The organism is Poriferisphaera sp. WC338, from assembly GCF_050931845.1.
Taxonomy (GTDB): domain Bacteria; phylum Planctomycetota; class Phycisphaerae; order Phycisphaerales; family Phycisphaeraceae; genus Poriferisphaera.
Genome location: NZ_CP194516.1, coordinates 1272119 through 1288853 on the forward strand (window position 1 = coordinate 1272119; position 16735 = coordinate 1288853).

Sequence of the window (16735 nt, forward strand, 5' to 3'; positions counted from 1 at the left end):
CAAGATAAGAATGGTATCTCGCCAGACTACATTATAAGATAAAAAAAGCTTTTTTTCCTCTGTTTAGTCCGGCAAGTATAAGTCATTGTCTTGAATGACATAAGAGAAATATGGTGCGCAGCAGTTTGAAGGTTTGGGGTGTGCTGCAGCATGGACTCTAGGGAAGGAAAGTGAGACTGCTGCGTGTGTTAGAATGTCGGATGAGAGGTGACGAAGCTTTGCAGTGGGTCTGTTGCTTGCGTCGCGGCGCTGGGTAGTGCGGTGCGCTGCGGCATGGTTTTGATTCACGAAAGGCGAAGCGATGCGAGAGGTTAAGTGTGACGTTTTGATTGTGGGCGGAGGTTTGGGTGGTGTTGCTGCTGCGATCGCAGCATGCGAAGCGGGGCGGAAGGTGGTAATGACTGAAGAAACAGATTGGGTGGGTGGACAGATGACGGCACAGGCGGTGCCGCCGGATGAGAGTAAGTACATTGAAAGCCGGCAGTATGGGACGCGGCGATATCACAAATATCGTGATGCTGTGCGCGATTATTATCGCACATGGTTTCCTTTGCGTGATGAAGTGAAGAAGGATTTGCATTTCAATCCGGGTGGCGGATGGGTGAGTTACCTGTGTCATTTGCCGGGGGTTGGGTTTGATGTGATTCGCGGGATGCTCTTGCCGTTTGAGCAACGTGATTTACTTAAGGTGATGTATGAGGTGAAGGCGGTGAGTGCAGAGGTTGTGGGAGATGAAGTGAAGAGTGTGACGGTGCGTGAGAAAGATGGGGAAGAATATGTGATTTGTGGGAAAGTTGTGCTTGATGCAACGGAGGTGGGGGAGTTGTTGCCGCTGGTAGGATGCGAGTATGCGACGGGGTTTGAATCTCAGGATGAACATAACGAGCCGAGTGCGCCAGCTGAGATGCAGCCCTTGAACATGCAAGGAGTGACATGGTGTTTTGCGATGGATCATGTTGAGGGGGATTGTGTGATTGATAAGCCGGAGGGTTATGAGGTTTGGCGGCAGGCGCGGTATACGCACAATCCTGACTGGCATGGGAAGGTGTTTCAGTGGCAGGATTGTGTAGAAGGGGATATTGATGCAGATCGATCTAATATGCGCTTAGAATGGCCACGTGAGGGAGAGGGGCGTAGTGAAGTTTGTTCGTGGTGGGGCTATCGTCAGATATTTGATCCAAAGTTGTTTAGAGGTGATCTGTCATGGGCGGGGGGATGTGGTGGGAGAGATTCACTTTTGCCGGGGATCACAATGGTGAACTGGACGCAGAATGATTATTACGGAGGGAATGTGTATGAGGTCGAGGATGCGGCGATGCACAGACAGAAGGCTAAGGAGCTGAGTTTGTGCTGGTTTTACTGGATGCAGACAGAAGGGCCTCGGCTTGATGGTGGTGTGGGGTATCCGGGATTGCGAATGCGTGGAGATGTACTTGGGACGGCGGATGGCTTTGCAAAGAGTATTTACATTCGTGAGAGCCGACGGATTAAGGCGATGTTTACGCTGACGGAAAATCATTTGAGTCAGGCGATCTGTGATGCAAAGGGTTACGGGGGGCACGCAGCGCGGTTCTGGGATTCGGTTGGGCAGGGGCATTATCATCTAGATCTGCATCCATCGACAGGTGGAGATACCTCGTGTTATGTGCCGACGTATCCGTACGAGATTCCGATGGGGAGCTTGGTGCCGGTGCGACTGAAGAATTTATTGCCAGCATGCAAGAATTTTGGGACGACGCATTTGAGTAATGGTTGTGCACGTGAGCATCCGATCGAGTGGAATGTGGGTGAGGTGGCAGGTGTGTTAGCGGATGAGTGCATCGCGCGGGGTGAGAGTATGCAGGGGATTTATGGAAACAGAGGCGTAGTTGAGGAGATTCGAGAAAGGTTGGTGCAGGAGGGGGTGAAGCTAAATTGGTCTGAGATTACGTTCTAGTCACATTGGATGATGTTGGCTGAAAGTTAATGTTGTTATTACGAAGTGGGGCGGCTTCTTTGCTGAGGTGTTCGTGGATTACCAGCCACGTGCCGTTTTTATGGGTAAGAATACTGGTGCCTCGGCCAGATCCAGAAGCTGGCTTGTTGTTGATGGTGCCTGTCCAGCGAAAGCGATAAATACAGGCAGCTATATTTTCAGAGATTGTGAGCCATTTGAGATCGTTGATGCTGTAGGTTTCATTTTTAATGATCTCAAAGTTACGGCGGATTGCGTTCTCGATTTCATTTTTGTTCACATGGCTACTGCCGTCACTAAACCAATAAACCGCGTGTTCATCAATCATATTCAGTGTTTGCTTGAGTTCGTGGTTGTTTACTGTGGATTCATATGCTTGTATGAATTTTTGAGGCGTTATGTGTGTGCTTTTAATGATTAAGATTAAACTTCTGCATCTGGCATGTAAGCTCGTTCGACGGCTTCAAGAATGATGTGCATGATCAGTTGATGTGCCTCCTGGATGCGGGCAGTAGCGCTGGAGGGCATGATGAGTTGGTGTGTGGGCCGGTCTTTGAGTGCGCCGCCTGTCTTGCCAGAGATCACAACAGTGAGGATGCCATGTTGTTCAGCATGGTCGAGGCAAGCTTCAAAACCTTTGCCGTTGCCGGAGGTTGTGAAGATGACTAGGACGTCGCCGGATTGTCCGTGTGCTTGGAGTTGTCGTGGGAAGAGTGCTTCGAAGCCGTAGTCGTTGGCGATACATGTGAGCAGTGGTCCGTCGGAGACGAGACAGATAGCGGGGAGTGTCTGGCGATCGTGCATGAAGCGGCCGACAAATTCTTCGGACATATGTAATGCTTCTGCTGCAGAGCCACCGTGTCCTGCGGTGAGGATCTTGTTACCGTTCTGTAGTGCGGAAACGATAGTATCGCAGACGGCTTTGATGTCTGGGATAAGGCTATGGAGTTGTGAGATTAGGCTCGCACTGTCAGTGATGGATGCGGCAATATGATCGTTGGTGGTGGGGTTGTGATTGTTCATTAGCTGATTGCGTTGTGCTTATTGCGTATAGATCCTCGGCGCATCACGGTGTGCGGCCGAGGTGTGATTATTGTACAAGAAAGGCTGTATTCAGGTTACTTAGCAGCTGAGGAATCTGCGGAGGATGTGGATGATGGGGCGATGTCGGCGAGTGTGACGGTGAAGCCAGCGGGGAGAGTGTAGTCTGGATTTTGAATGGTCCAGACAGTGCGGAAGGTTTCGGAAGCAGAATCGATGATTGGATCGATGTAAATAAGTGTTGCGGGAAGGGATTTATTGATGGGTGATTGAGCGTGGAGTGCATAGGTTTGGCCTTGCTGGAGTTGGCCGAACAGAGCGATGGGGAGATAGAGATTGACTTCGAGCGGAGAGAGGGAGGCCATGGAGAGGATGGGATCTTCGTCGTTAATGGATGAGCCTGGTTCCGTACTGATGCGAATGATCTGTCCTGTGAATGGTGCTTCGATGCGATGTTGTGCAAGACGCTGCGATTCGAGTTGAAGGTTGGTTTGCATCTGCGCTTTGTTTTCTCTTGCGAGTTGGAGGTCGGCTTTGGCTTGGGAGAGCAGGACGGCAGCTCTTTGGGCTTCAAATTGTGAAGCAGCGTGACGGTCGACCATTTGGAGGGTTTGGTCATGAACGAGTTGTGCTTCGTCGAGTGCGGCTTGCGCACGATTGATGGCAGCGTCAGATTCTGCCTGCTGTTGTGCCAATGACACGGTATAGATTTGAATGCGGTCGTCCATGTTGGCAAGTTTTTCACCTTGCGTGACGCGATCTCCTTCTTTTACGTTGATCTCTTGAAGGATACCCGGGAATGGGGCAATGAGCTGAACTTGTTGGGAAGGGATGACGACGCCCTCGTGCTTCGTAAGATCGATCTTTGTTTGTGTATTGGTGCCATCGTTATTTTGGCTAAAGGCTGAGGATGACAGTGAGAAGAATATGATGCAAGTTGCGAGCAATACCGTACAAAAAGATTTTCTTGTGTTGAGAATGTGATTCATATGGGTACCTGAGGGTTTAATCATGTTGCATGTGCGTTAGTCTGATAGAGGATATTAATTGCACATTGTGAATATCTTTACTCATTATCATTTCGTGATAGTGATGCATAGGCAAGTGTATTTATGAAAAATCATGACAGGCAATGTACTTAGTATCAGCGGATGACGAATGTTTTCAGTATCTTCTTGCAGGTTGATTTAAAAGTCGTCGCTTTATCTTGCGGAGTTGGAAAATAGGCTTGCAATTATCTAATCAAAACCTATTTTTGTGTGTACATGAAAGCTGGTTGGATCAGGGGTGTAACCCAGTTACGCAAGTTCATCCACGCAACACTATTATTGATATGAATCATTCTTCACGGTGTTGTTTATCCGGCTACATGTGATTGATCGATTTTTTATACACATCTTGTTTGATTCTGCTATGGCTGCGATGAATGCATCGTATGTTGTGGTAGGGATGCATGTAAACCGTCATTACGCATGAGTTTTAGGTGTGCGGTGATGCATCTCTGGTGCAGCATGAAGGGTATTGTTGTAGCTGTGACACGTAGAAAAGTCACGAGAACATGCTTTGATATGGGTGAGGCATTTGTTAGATGTTTCCCCATGGGAATAAGTACGGCATGTGATCGGTAATGGACTTCAAGCACTTGTTTTACAGGTGTTTGCGTGATGTATGCGTGTCCAGTTGCAGCCGTTCGGAAGAACTGTTTGTATGCAGGGTCAAAATGAAATCGGTGATGCATTGATTTGTGGTCAGGTGTAAGCCATCAATATGTTGGCAAGTTTTGTTTACAGGTAACCGAGGTGGATGATGGTCAGCATCGCCCGAGTGTCGGATGCGTTGATTGGATTTTGTAAATTCAAACTGTGAGCAGCTGCCAACATTGAAGTGTTGTTGTGAAATTCATGGTGGATTTCATTGCTTCAATTTTAATATATGTTGCGCAAGCTTGCGGGCATGATTAACACACACATTAAAGTTAACCTTGAAAGTAATCAGGAGTTTGGCATGGTTAGTCGCGGTTCAAACGGTGGAAATGAAGACAAAAAATCAAAGGCAGTATCTAAGTCGAAACGTTCTAAACGAAATCGAAAGAAAGAACAAGCTCCTAAGGGTTTGGAAACTTTAGAGCAGCGGCTGATGATGAGTGCGAGTCCGTTAGGAGATGAAGCTGCTGTGCAGGAGGACGTTGTCTCTGCCGCGATTGAAGCAGCAGCTGAAAGTGTTGAGCAAAATGCAGACCTGACGCTTGGTGCAACGGATCAATGGGAAAGCGGTTTTACGGGATCGCTTACACTCACGAACAATAGTCAGGAGGCGTGGGGGAGTTGGCGTGTGGAATTTGAGAGTTCGCACAATATTGGTAGTGCGTGGAATGCGCAGTTTGAGAACTTGGGTGAAGGACGATTCGCGATTTCGAGTCCATCATGGGCTGCGGCACTTCAGCCGGGTGAGAGTGTAGAAATTGGTTTTACCAGTGGTAGCGCATATGACGGTAGTGGCGCGACGATCACAGACGTGACGACCAGTGCAGCTGCGCCTGATGCTGGTACGCCAGGTGGTGGTACTGTGACACCGGGCACCGGGACGGGCGAAACCACAGGGACAGGTGCACCATCAGTTGCTTCAGTGAATATTCTGGATGCGAAGCCGAGTGATGGCGAATTTACGGTGAACTTTGCTAAATATAGTGGTGCGGCAGCGACGAGTTGGGAGCTGTTGGAGAACGGAGAGGTTATCGCAAGCGGTGACTTCGATACACTAGGTGCGACGCAAACAGGATCGATTGATATCTCTGGCCACGACTATGGTACGTATGAATATCAAGTGCGTTTGATCAATGATGAAGGCAGCAGTATCAGCGCGACTTCGGCGAAGTCGACGAATGGTGCGAGCTTGATCGTGATTGATGAGGTTGACGCGGGGGATCAGGCTTTACAGCTAACGGTAGAGCAGGGGACAACGGCATTTTCGCTCGATGATTTGTCTAGTGAAAACGAATCGTTTGAGGTTTTCACAAACAACAATGGCGTAGCTGATGTGAATGTAAATGCCAATGGTGAATTAGAAGTAACAGGGCTTGCGGCTGGGCGCGCTTCTATTCGGATTTTGAATTCTGAGACGGGTGAAGAACGTTTTATTGGTGTACGTGTGTTGACGCCAGAAGGCGAAGTACCGGGGCGACCCGATTATTTGGCGGTTGGTAGTGTGAGTGAAGATAGCGCTGCGGATATCGGGTTCTGGCAAGATTTCGGAGATGGCGATGATGGGACGAATAAGCGTGTGGACTCGCGTTATATCTATTTGAATGGTGGGCCAGAGAATGGTTGGCGAAGCTGGCAGGATGGCCAGCGATTGCAGAGTTATCTGCGTGAGAGTTTGAAGCTTGGGTTCACGCCGCAGTTTGTGTATTACAACATTCCAGATGGCGGAGAGAGCTATTACACGAATAATGAGCATCTAAATAGTGAAGAGTACATGCGCGGGTACTTTGAAGATTTGGCGTATGCTCTGGATACGATTGAAGAAATTGCGGGAGATGAGAAGGTCGAGTTTATTCTAGAACCGGACTTTATCGGGTATTTGATGCAGCTTGGCCAAGTGCCCGCGGATCAAGTATTTGCGTATACAGATCAGGCGTATGCGGCAGGCTTGCTTGAACGTGGTGTTGATCCTGATTTCGACAATACCGTTCAGGGATTGATTCAGGCGATTAACTATTCGATCAGCAATGCGGATGCGAATGTTGATTTTGGTTGGCAGTTTAATCTATGGGCCTCGCCGGGTATTACGGTGGGGATTCCTTCGACAGGTTTGATCCGCATTACCGATAGCCTTGGCATTGAAGCTGGCCGCGAGGCGATCGTGAACGAAGCGCGTGAGATTGCGGATTACTACATCAACGCAGGTGTAACAAGTTATGGTGCCAATTTTGTCTCTATTGATAAATATGGTTTGGATGCGGTAGGTTATCAGAGTGGTGCGGCGGCGGACCCTGAAAGTGGTACGTGGTTCTGGAATCAGGATCACTGGGATAACTACCTTCTGTTTACTAAGACATTGCATGAAACCACGGAACGCCCAGTGACGTTGTGGCAGATTCCTGTGGGTCATATCAACGGAAGTCAATCTGTGAGTCCATATACGGGCGATCAATTTGCAGACTTGCCAAATACGACGGCACGTTATGAGGATTCAGCTGGAACATACTTCTTTGGTGATACATTTACCGGTGATCAGCGTCGCGTGGATTATTTTGGTAGCGATGCTGATGGTAGCGGCGGCGTGACAGTTGATGGTGATCAGATCACATGGGCTGGTGCGTTCGAGAAGGCGCGCGATGCAGGTGTAACACAGATCTTGTTCGGCGCTGGCGTGGGGATCAGTACCGATGGTGTGGGTGACCCGCCAACGGATGGTTACTGGTTCATCTCGAAGGTGCAGGAATACTATGAAAATCCGGTTGATTTAAGCGAAACTGGTGGCGATGTCGTGCCGGGTCCTGGTGATGGTGGTGTGGTTGTTGATCCGGGCGATGATACCGGAAGTGGTGATGATGGTAGTGATACAGGTACGCCAACTGATGAGACGCCGGATGATGGCGGCGTGGTGGTCGACCCAGGAACGGGCGATGGCGGTGACACAGGTGACGATGATACCGGTACGCCGGATGACGGCACAGATGTGGTAGCGTCTAATCCTGCAATTGACATCAGTATCGATTCGGCTTGGAGTAACGGTTTCACTGCAACATTGACTGTAACTAATCCAACAGAAGGTGCGGTGAGCGATTGGACAATTGAATTTACGTTGCCAGACGGGATTGGTATCAGCAGCTTGTGGAATGGCGAAGTGTCCGATCTTGGTGATGGCCGCTTTAGCGTGAGTAATACAAGTTGGAATGGCACGTTGGAAGCCGGCGCTTCAGCAACATTAGGCTTTGTAGGCGCGGGTGTTGCGGGTGATGGTATTGAAGTGAGTGATGTAGTATTCAATGGTTTGGCTGTCGCACCGGTTGTGACACCGACTCCAGGAACTCCGGGAACCGGTACGCCAGGCGAGGATGGTGATACGGGTGTGACCGATCCTGATACGGATACAGGAATTGATCCTGGCGGCGATACCGGGACTGGTGATGGTGGGACACCGGATGATGGTACGGATGTGCCGGGTGATGGTGATGTCGTGATCCAACCAGTTCCAGATGATGGTACGGATACAGGTGACGGTGATGACGGCGGCGATGTTGTCGATCCGGGTACAGGAACTGGTGACGATGGCGTTGTTGATCCGGGCACGGGCACGCCGGACGATGGTACGGATACCGGTACTGATGATGGCAGCGATAGCGGCACAGATGTTGGTGAGGATGTGAATCCTGCGGTGGCGCTCAGTGTCGATTCGAACTGGGGCAGCGGTTTTAATGCATCGCTGACAGTGACGAATACGACGGACGGCCCGATTGATGCGTGGACTGTTGAGTTCACACTGCCGGATGGTATAAGCATCGATAGTTTATGGAACGGCACGTATGAAAGTTTGGGTGAAGGTCGATATAGCGTGAGCAATGTTGACTGGAACGGTGGGCTAGCCGTTGGTAGCAGTGTGACAATTGGTTTTGGCGGCAGCGGTGATGCGTCTAATCTGCAGATTAGTGACGTTGTGTTCAACGGTACGGCTGCGGTGGTAACGAATCCAGATACTGGCACTGGAACCCCTGGAACCGGCACGCCGGGTGATGGCACGGATGTTGATGATGGTGTGACCGATCCGATTGCGGCCTTGCCGAACGCATCGATTGAAGGCGTGAGCGTAACTGACTCACATGATGGGCAGAAGCAGGTCATGGTGACGGTGACGATTGATGAACCTTCAGATGAAGCGGTGACGATTGAATATCGCACACAAAACCGTACCGCTGTTGCGGGTGAAGATTATGTTGCGACCAGTGGCGTTGTGACGATCGAAGCTGGCCAGACGCAAGGGACGATTGCGGTCGGCATCCTTGGCGACAACATTGATGAGTACAATGAACAGTTTGATGTCGTGCTGTTTGGCGCGGAAAACGCGAAGTTGTCAATCGCTCGTGCTGGTGTGGTGATCATCGGCGAGAACGGCGAAGCTCCGGAAGGATTGAACGACGACGAATTCCGCGTAGTTGGCTATTTCCCAGAATGGGGGATCTACCAGCGCGGCTATGACATCGCGGACGTACCTGCGGACAACTTGACACACCTGATCTATGCGTTTGCGGACGTGAACGCGCAGGGTGGTGTGGAGGTATTCGATAGCTATGCAGCTCTCGAAAAGACCTTCCCTGGCGATACATGGGATCAGGAAGTACGCGGCAACTACAATCAGATGAATGTGTTGAAAGCAGAAAATCCACACCTGAAGACGATGATTGCTTTGGGCGGTTGGACTCTGTCCGCGCACTTCTCTGATGTGGTGTCGACAGAGGCTGGCCGTGAGATTCTTTCAGAGAATGCTGTTCAATTTATGTTGCAGTATGGCTTTGATGGGATCGATATAGACTGGGAATTCCCAGGTGGTGGCGGGCTTGAAGGCAACAGCGAAAGCCCGAACGACCGTGAAAACTTTACGTTGTTTATCGAAGAACTACGGGCGCAGCTGGATGCACAGTCACAGATTGACGGCAATGATTATGAGTTGTCGGTGGCAGTGTCTGCGGGTTATGACAAGTTTGCACATGTTGATTTGCAGGCAGTTTCAGAGTCTATCGACTTCTACAATATGTTGACGTACGACTTCCATGGCCGCTGGGATGCAACACAAACTGGTCACCTATCTGGGTTATACAACTCTGATACGAATACCAATCTTGATTCGCGATACAACGCTGACTATGCGATCCAAGAGTTCTTGGCTGCAGGCGTTGATTCGAAGAAGATTACTCTTGGCGCTCCTCTGTATGGCTTTGGTTGGAGCGGTGTGAGTGATGTGAACAATGGTTTGCATCAGGCAGCATCAGGCCTTGCGCAGGGCGGTATCGAGAAGGGCTATTATGAGTATCGTGATGTTTATGAGCTTGTGAAGAACAACCCGGACGAGTACCAGTTCTACTATGATGAGTCGGCGCAAGCAACTTATGTGTATGCGAAGAACATCGCAGGTGGCACGTTCATCACGATTGAAGACGCACGGTCGATGCAGGCTAAGATTGATTATGTCAAAGAATACAATCTTGGTGGCATGATGTTCTGGGAACTTAGTAACGACCTGCGTGAAACGGATCATCCTGATAGCTTGGTGTTGCAGGTAGCTGATCAATTGCTTCGTGGTGTGACCGTGTAAAAGATTCGCAATACTTTGGCCATCAGTTGAGAAATCAACTGATGGCTTTTATCTCTTCTCCGGTTGGATTGAATATTGGCATTTATGGGAGATCATTTTGGTTAAAGATGTGGAAACAAAAGCGGCTCGCGGCGGTACGGTGAAACAGCATCGTGGAACCGGTGATCGGGGCAAGGCGCTCAGTTTTGACACGACACTTTGGATTGATCGGCTAGAGAGATTTGAAGGTAATTTCCCAGAGTTTATCAAACAGCTGTTGGCAGTTCAGTGTTTGGTCGCACGAGCAAGTGCAGGGGCGATTATCGAGCAGGGGGCTGAGCAGGGGAGTTGGTCAGTACTTGCGGCAAGGCCTAGTCATGAAAGAAAAGCCGGAATGCCCGATTGGCTAAGCGGAGCACTGAAACGTGTACCACCGGTGTCGAATGCAAAGCAAGCATATTTAAAGAAATACTGTGCACAGAAAAAAAGCTCGAAGGAAGTTGGGAAGCAAGAGTATCTGATTTATTTGCCACTGATCTATGAGCAGGCTCATCGCGTGATGGGGGTGTTCTATGTAACTGTGGCCGATGAATCGGTCGCACGAGATCGTGCAAATGGTCTGAAGCTGACACAGAGCGCGTACACCTGTTTTGATTTACGTAATCAGATGCGTAAGCAAAACAAGGATATGACGATCATCACACATGCTATGGAGGTGTTGGATCGTTTTAACGAGCATAGCAAGTATAAGTCGGCAGCTATGGTATTGTGCCATGAAGTGGCAACGGTTTGGCGGGCGGATCGTGTGGCATTGGGTTTGCAACAAGGCGCCTACGTGAAAATGGTGGCCCTGAATCAGACGGAACATTTCAGTCGAAAAATGCAGCTAATCCATGATCTCGAGGGGGTGATGGAAGAGAGTTACGATCAAGATATCGAGGTGTTCTGGCCAGCTTCACCAGAGAGTTCGGTGATAGCACGGCAGGCCAAACGTTTAAGCGATCGCTATGGGCCGGAATGTGTATATAGTTTTCCTCTTCGTCGGGAAGGGGAAGTGATTGGAGTGTTGACCGTTGAGATGCCCATAGATCGGGCACTTGATGAACAGGGTTTAGAGGGGTTGCGGCTATTGTGCAATTTAGTTGCGCCACGTGTAGATGATTTGAAAGAGGCGAACAAGTGGATCGGTACGAAGTTGGCAGATAGCGCGAAAGAAGCCGGTAAAAAAATTGTTGGCCCGACGCATACGTGGGTTAAGGTCGCAGTGGTTGGTTTGAGTATTGCACTTGGATTTTTGTTCTTCTGGCCGGTGACAGATACGGTTGAGTCGCCGTTCATGATTGATGCAGTGCGACGGCAAGTGATTGCGGCTCCGTTTGATGGATATGTTGAAGAAGTATATGCGGAACCGGGCGATGTTGTGACGGATGATCAACAGGTATTGGCGACACTCTCAACAGGTGAATTACGATTGCGTCGTGCGTCTCTTGTGGCGGAACTTGCGCAGAACAGGATTGAAGCAGATATCGCTCGGAGGGAAGGAAACACCGTGGATGTTCATATCGCACAGGCAAAAGCAGATGCGAAGCAAGCGGAAATCGGGATTGTGGATGATGATATAGAAGATGCTGCAATGCGAAGTCCAATGTTGGGGATCGTAATTGATGGAAACTTGAAACCACGGACAGGTGGGGCGGTACAACGTGGAGAAGTGCTGTATGAGGTTGCACCAATTGATAGTTTGCGTGCGGAGTTGTATGTGCCAGAGGATCGGATCAATGATGTAGAGTTGGGACAACGTGGTGAGTTATCGAGTGCTGCTAATCCGGGACGCTATATCGGATTTGTGGTGGAATCAATTGAACCGATTGCACAAGTACGGCAGGGACAGAATGTTTTTCTGGTAAGGGTCAAGCTGGATGGTTTGCCAGCATGGATGCGCCCGGGGATGCAAGGATTGGCAAAGGTGGATGTTGGAACGACTAGCATGGTGAATAAGTGGACGCGCGGGGCGGTGAACTGGGTGCGAATGAAGCTATGGATATAGAAGTTTTGATAAATGGCCTAATTGACGGTTAGATGAATTACTCAGGAGTTAAGATGGCGGTAGATAGGCCAACATTCAGTGAGAGTTGGTACCGTGTAGCGGAACTCAAACCACGGTTGCGATCAGTAGTGCAAACGACACGACAGCAGTATCGCGGTCAGATTTGGCATATCCTTCGTGATCCGGCGAATAATCAGTTTTACCGCTTGGATGAGCCAAGCTATCACTTGGTAGGATTGCTTGATGGGCAGCGAGATGTGAATGCGGCATGGGAGCGGTGTTGCGGTGATTTGGGGGATGAAGCCCCAACACAAGGTGAAGTGATTCAAACATTAGGGCAGTTATATCAGAGTAATTTATTAGATGCAGAGATTACGCCGGACGTTGCGGGGATGTTTGAACGACAGCGTGAGCGTGTACGGCGTGAGGTGAGCGGATATATGATGAACCTGCTTTTTTCAAAAATTCCGGTGTGGGATCCGGATCGTTTTTTGAATCGATGGACACCGGTGTTTGGTTGGGCATTTGGACCGGTGGGGATGGTGATGTGGTTTGTGTTGATTGGTGTGGGTTTGTTTACTGTGATCAGTCAGGGCGATTCGTTCTTTCTGCAATCATCATCTGTGCTATCACCAAGTAACTTGGTGTGGTTATATATATGTACGGTCGTGATCAAGTTGATTCACGAATCAGGACATGGTTTTGCGTGTAAATACTTTGGTCAGAAGGAGAATCGTGGTGGGGTTGAAGGGATTGCAGGAGAGGTACACACATTTGGGGTGATGTTTGTTGCACTGATTCCAATGCCATATGTGGATACGAGTAGTTCATGGACGTTGCGTAACAAATGGCATCGTGCGTTTATTGGTGCGGCGGGGATGTATCTAGAGTTAGCTGTCGCGGCGATTGCAGCCATTGTGTGGGCGAACACCGCGCAAGGAACATTGACGCATGGGCTGGCATACAACATGATTTTCATCGCAAGTGTGTCGACATTTTTGTTTAATGCAAACCCGTTGATTCGATTCGACGGATATTACATTTTAAGTGACCTGACGGAGATGCCGAACCTCGGGCAGCGGAGCAAGTCCTATCTGTATTACGTGATTAAGAAATATGTTTATGGCGTGAAGAAAGCATATGACCCGTCACATAGTCGGGCAGAGCATGGTTGGCTCTTGGTGTATGCGATTGGGTCGGCCATCTACCGTGTCTTTATTTCTTTGGGGATTATTCTTTTTGTTGCTGACAAGCTGTTTATTCTGGGGATGATCATGGGTGTGAGTACGTTAGTGGGGATGGTGATTGTGCCGTTTAGCAAATGGATGCATTATTTATTCACAAGTGGTGAATTAGCACGACAGCGATCAAGAGCGATCGGTATCACAGCAGGGTTTGGTTTGATGACGGGTGTGCTTGTGGGAGCAGTGCCGATGCCCGACCGTAGTCGCGCGCAAGGAATAGTGGAGCCGGATGAATTTACAACGGTGTATGCGGAGAGTGAGGGGTATGTTGAGAACGTGCTGCCAAGTGGGGCTGCGGTGACGCCTGGAGGGCAGGTGATGGTTGAACTGCGGAATGCGCACTTGGAGCTTGAATTACAGGGATTAGAAGCACAGCAACGTGAGTATCAGGCGGAGTATCAAAAGCATCGAGAAGACAATGTGGCAACATCAATGGCGATGCGAGAGCGCTTGGATGCGATCAAACAAGAGATCGAACGAGCAGGGCGAGATGTTGAAAATTTACGCGTAACATCTCCGATCAAGGGGAACTGGATGGTGGGTAACAAAGATTCAGTTGTGGGGCACTATGTGCAGCGGGGAGAAGAATTGGGGGAGGTTGCGTCTTTGGATGATATGAAGATTGTAGTGGCGGCGGATCAGTTTTTAGGGCCACGATTATATGGTATGCGGGATGAAGATGTGTCAGTTGAGATCATGGTGCAGGGACGACCTGATTTGCGATTAGATGGCACGATAGAACGCGTAATTTCGGCAGGTCAGCGAGATTTACCTGCCGAGGCTTTATCTCAACAAGCGGGTGGTGAAGTGATGATGAAAGAAGGTGGTGAGGATGGTAAAGAAATGATGGCAGAGCAGGTGTTTTTTGAGGTACATATAAATCCAAAGGAGTTGGCTGATTTTCGATTGTATCCGGGGCAGAGAGTGATGGTGCGGTTTGAATTGCCAAAGCAAACGATTCTTACGCAGGGATGGCGATCGTTCCGGCAGTTGGTACAGAGTCGATTCCAGATTTAATGATGATCTAAACGCACATTAGAAGGTAAGTAATGGAAGCACGATTGAATCAAGGTGAGCGAGTGATATTTGGGGATAAAAACGGTTTGTCACGTGTTGATGATATGCCACGGGTTAAAGATCAGCTTGCGTGGGAGTTGTGTCGGAAGTGGCAGCCGCTTAAAGGGGATAAAGAAGCAAAGAAGTTATTGCAGGGGATGGATGCATACTGGGATGCTGGGGTTGCTCGCCTTGTGAATTGGTATCCTCGAACCCAGGTATTGATGAAGAAGGCAACAAAGGTACTGGAGATTTCAGATGGATTTAGGAGCTTGGGTGAAAAACCTCTTAAAAATAAGCTTGAAAACTACCGTGAGAGATATCGACGTAACAAAGACGATGAGGTGCTTCAACTTGAAGCACTGGCCGCTGTACGTGAAGCTTCACGGCGGGCTGTGGGGATGGCACACTACCAGAATCAGGTAGCGTGTGCGTTAGCAATCACACGTCATTGCCTTGCAGAGATGGCGACGGGTGAAGGGAAGACATTGACGGCGACGATGCCCGCGGTGCTGGAAGGTTGGCGTGGACAGGGTGTCCATGTGATGACATCGAATGATTATTTGGCGAGTCGTGATGCAGAAGATATGCGCGCGGTGTATGCATATTGTGGCTTGACGGTCGGTGCGGTGACGCAAGAGATGTCACCGCAAGATCGCACTCGAGCGTATGGCTGTGACGTAACGTATGCAACGCATCAAAACGTGGCCGCAGATTATCTGCGAGACAAATTGCAGATGGGTGAGGTGAAAGGCTTAACTGGTGCGATTTTGGATCGTGTTCGTTCTGGGCGGCGAGGCAGCGCAGATAAGTTGGTCATGCGTGGTTTAGCTGCGGCGGTGATCGATGAAGCGGATTCAATTTTGATTGATGAAAGTGTGACACCATTAATTATTTCGGGAGATAGTTCAAATGGTCAGGAATCAGATGCATTTCTTGAAGCACGGCAGATGGCCTTGCGATTGGAAGAAAGCATTGATTATAAGGTGAACGAACGGCATCAAGAGGTAGAGCTGACCAATCAGGGTCGTGAGCATATTGAACATTTGTGTGAAGGGTTGAAGGGTATTTGGCAGAGTGCGCGGATGCGCGGTGAATGGGTTACGCAGGCGCTTACGGCAGCCCATCTGTTCCGTAAGGGCGAACAGTATGTGATAGATGACGACAAGATCGTGATTGTCGATGAATCGACCGGTCGATTGATGGCCGACAGAACTTGGCGGGCGGGATTACATCAAGCGGTTGAAGCAAAGGAAGGCGTGACAATTACAGGGGCGAAAGAAACACTGGCAAGGATCAGTTTTCAGCGATTTTTCCGCATGTATCCACGGATTGGCGGGATGACGGGGACGGGTTGGGAGGCGCGGCATGAGATGTGGCAGATGTATCGTTTACCAACGGTCAAGATTCCAACGAACAAGCCGTTGCAGAGGGAACAGTTACCGGAGCAGGTGTATGCGAGTAGTGAGAAGAGGTGGGAAGCTGTTGCGGATGAGATTGGGCGGGTACATCAGACGGGGCGACCGGTGTTGGCTGGAACCAAAAGTGTTGAGGATAGTGAGCGGCTAAGTGAGCTGTTGTCTAAGCGTGGGATAGAACACGAGGTTTTGAACGCAATAAAGCACGGTGAGGAAGCCGAGATTGTGAAAGCAGCTGGCGGAATGGGGCGAGTGACAGTTGCGACAAATATGGCAGGGCGCGGGACTGATATTAAACTCACCGATGAAGTGAAAGCAATAGGTGGGTTGCATGTGGTATCTGCGGAGCGGAATGAATCTGGGCGTGTGGATCGACAGCTGTACGGACGCGCAGGGCGGCAAGGCGATCCGGGAACCGCGATCTCATTTGCCTCGCATGAGGACGAATTATTAAAGCGGTATGGCGCGAGCAGGCTAGCACGAATGGTGGGCTTAAAGGGGCGGGGAAGTCGGTCTTTGGATCGTGCGCAAGATCGTGCGCAGCGGCGAGCGCAAGGCCAGCGCCGCTCTGTTTTGAAGCAAGACGATTGGCTGCGAAAAAATTTGGGGTTTGCTGGGCTTGAACACTAATTCACTGAAAATATAAGGTGCTTGGGCGTCGCAATAATGAGGGATCACTTGTTTG

At 49.7% G+C, this 16735-nt stretch carries 8 protein-coding genes; 5 read left to right on the plus strand and 3 right to left on the minus strand.

Annotated features, from left to right (window positions below; genetic code table 11):
* The first annotated feature begins 301 nt into the window (after positions 1 to 301).
* A complete protein-coding gene (locus ACQ6WK_RS05120) occupies positions 302 to 1936 on the plus strand; it encodes an FAD-dependent oxidoreductase (protein ID WP_432799671.1) in 1635 nt (544 codons plus the stop codon).
* Here ACQ6WK_RS05120 and ACQ6WK_RS05125 read toward each other — a convergent pair.
* From ACQ6WK_RS05125 to ACQ6WK_RS05135, 3 genes are all read right to left on the minus strand, one after another.
* A complete protein-coding gene (locus ACQ6WK_RS05125; protein ID WP_432800376.1) occupies positions 1926 to 2378 on the minus strand; it encodes a YybH family protein in 453 nt (150 codons plus the stop codon). The genes ACQ6WK_RS05120 and ACQ6WK_RS05125 overlap by 11 nt on opposite strands.
* Positions 2378 to 2977 carry a D-sedoheptulose-7-phosphate isomerase gene (locus ACQ6WK_RS05130; protein ID WP_432799672.1) on the minus strand — a complete coding sequence of 200 codons (600 nt, stop codon included), beginning with the start codon at positions 2975 to 2977 and terminating at the stop codon, positions 2378 to 2380. Before ACQ6WK_RS05130 ends, ACQ6WK_RS05125 begins: the two co-directional genes overlap by 1 nt.
* Positions 2978 to 3072: 95 nt before the next feature.
* On the minus strand, positions 3073 to 3984 hold the full coding sequence (locus ACQ6WK_RS05135) for an efflux RND transporter periplasmic adaptor subunit (protein ID WP_432799673.1): 912 nt from the start codon (positions 3982 to 3984) through the stop codon (positions 3073 to 3075).
* A gap of 1015 nt (positions 3985 to 4999) precedes the next feature.
* Here ACQ6WK_RS05135 and ACQ6WK_RS05140 point away from each other — a divergent pair.
* From ACQ6WK_RS05140 to ACQ6WK_RS05155, 4 genes are all read left to right on the plus strand, one after another.
* Positions 5000 to 10306 carry a glycosyl hydrolase family 18 protein gene (locus ACQ6WK_RS05140; protein ID WP_432799674.1) on the plus strand — a complete coding sequence of 1769 codons (5307 nt, stop codon included), beginning with the start codon at positions 5000 to 5002 and terminating at the stop codon, positions 10304 to 10306.
* Between the two features lie 97 nt (positions 10307 to 10403).
* The gene (locus ACQ6WK_RS05145; RefSeq protein ID WP_432799675.1) at positions 10404 to 12332 is read left to right on the plus strand and encodes an HlyD family efflux transporter periplasmic adaptor subunit; all 1929 of its coding nucleotides are present in this window, start codon (positions 10404 to 10406) and stop codon (positions 12330 to 12332) included.
* Positions 12333 to 12385: 53 nt separating this feature from the next.
* Positions 12386 to 14593, plus strand: a complete 2208-nt coding sequence (locus tag ACQ6WK_RS05150) for a hypothetical protein (protein WP_432799676.1) — start codon at positions 12386 to 12388, stop codon at positions 14591 to 14593.
* A 32-nt stretch (positions 14594 to 14625) separates the two neighbouring features.
* Positions 14626 to 16680, plus strand: coding sequence for a DEAD/DEAH box helicase (locus ACQ6WK_RS05155; protein ID WP_432799677.1), 2055 nt, complete (start codon positions 14626 to 14628; stop codon positions 16678 to 16680).
* The last annotated feature ends 55 nt before the right edge of the window (positions 16681 to 16735 follow it).

What these genes read in the sequence shown, in the direction of transcription:
- ACQ6WK_RS05155 (WP_432799677.1), top strand. Translation starts at nt 14,626, where the DNA reads ATGGAAGCACGATTGAATCAAGGTGAGCGAGTGATATTTGGGGATAAA.
- ACQ6WK_RS05130 (WP_432799672.1), bottom strand. Translation starts at nt 2,977, where the DNA reads ATGAACAATCACAACCCCACCACCAACGATCATATTGCCGCATCCATC.
- ACQ6WK_RS05140 (WP_432799674.1), top strand. Translation starts at nt 5,000, where the DNA reads ATGGTTAGTCGCGGTTCAAACGGTGGAAATGAAGACAAAAAATCAAAG.
- ACQ6WK_RS05120 (WP_432799671.1), top strand. Translation starts at nt 302, where the DNA reads ATGCGAGAGGTTAAGTGTGACGTTTTGATTGTGGGCGGAGGTTTGGGT.
- ACQ6WK_RS05150 (WP_432799676.1), top strand. Translation starts at nt 12,386, where the DNA reads ATGGCGGTAGATAGGCCAACATTCAGTGAGAGTTGGTACCGTGTAGCG.
- ACQ6WK_RS05135 (WP_432799673.1), bottom strand. Translation starts at nt 3,984, where the DNA reads ATGAATCACATTCTCAACACAAGAAAATCTTTTTGTACGGTATTGCTC.